This window comes from Oleiphilus sp. HI0043 (assembly GCF_001634935.1).
The window spans coordinates 1-1,222 of sequence record NZ_LWEY01001748.1 but is presented as its reverse complement, the minus strand read 5'-3'; the positions used below and the strand labels follow the sequence as shown (position 1 = coordinate 1,222).

Below are 1,222 nucleotides of genomic sequence, written 5' to 3'. Positions count from 1 at the left end.
AAGACAAGCTGGTTTCAAGGGAGTTTGAGTATTCGCGTAAAATGGAAAAAGTTCTAAATGAGCGAATTACAGGTATATTGAGTCCTATCCTCGGGGCGGATCGTTTCAGGTCAGAAGTCTCGGCTGATGTGGATTTTACCCAGGTTGAAGAAACGGAAGAGTTTTACAACCCTGACATGCAAGCAGTCCGAAGTGAACAAACCTTGGATGAGCAGCGCCAGATGATGACAGATGGCGGTGTACCAGGCGCGCTTGCTAATCAGCCTCCCGCAGCGGGTGCTGCCCCTGAAGTAGCCAACGGTGCTGGCGCTGGTGAAGGAGGTTTACCGACAAATGTGCGTAAGCAAACCACTCGCAATTTTGAGGTGGACCGCACAATCAGCTACACACGTCACCAGCAAGGTAGGCTAAAGCGCTTAACGGTTGCTGTAGCAATTGATGATATACAGAATATCAACCCGGAAACAGGTGAGGTAAGCTATACTACATGGACGGCTGAAGAGCTTGAGCGTTTGACGCTATTGGTAAGGAATGCGGTAGGGTACTCAGCCGCACGAGGTGATAGCGTAAATGTGATTAATACGCCTTTTGCACCTAAGTTTGTGGAAGCCGTACAAGAGCCGGAAATATGGGAACAGGCGTGGTTCAAAGAGCTGGTGCCCAAAGGCATAGCAATGTTGTTCGCCTTGATTATTATCTTTACCGTCATTCGACCAGTGTTTAAGAATCTTTCTGAAGCTGGCGCTCAAGCGAAAGAGCTTGCTTTAGCGGGAGATGAGGACGGTTTGGCACAGATGGATGCCATGAGTGAAGGTGAGGCAGGAGAACGAGTTACTTTGAGTGCCTCTGATGAGTTTCTGTTACCGGGGGCTTCGGAAGGTTTTGATCGACAACTTAATGCCTTGAAAGGTTTGATTGCTGAGGACCCTGCTAGGGTTGCTCAGGTAATTCGTCAATGGGTAAATGTAGATGACTGATGGTGACGGCGATAAAAAGCTGCCAAAAGTTTCGCGGGTAGATGCTGCTGCGATTTTACTAATGAGCCTGGGTGAAGCGGACGCTGCCCAGGTTTTGAAGCATATGGGGCCAAAAGAAGTACAGCGGGTGGGTACCTCTATGGCGGCATTGAAAGATATTAGTCAGGAACAGGTCGAAGGGGTAATGATCGAGTTTCTGGAGGCTGTCGGATCCCAAACGGGTATGGGAATCGGTTCTGATGAGT

Annotated in this window: 1 protein-coding gene and 1 pseudogene; both read left to right on the top strand. The window is 49.1% G+C overall.

Annotation, left to right across the window (positions count from 1 at the left end; all coding sequences use genetic code 11):
- A partial coding sequence (fliF, locus tag A3729_RS26725; protein ID WP_156498158.1) for a flagellar basal-body MS-ring/collar protein FliF occupies positions 1–977 on the top strand: 977 nt, incomplete at its 5' end.
- Positions 970–1,222 (top strand): annotated as a pseudogene (locus tag A3729_RS26720) (flagellar motor switch protein FliG); the annotation flags it as partial. The gene fliF and the pseudogene A3729_RS26720, both read left to right, overlap by 8 nt.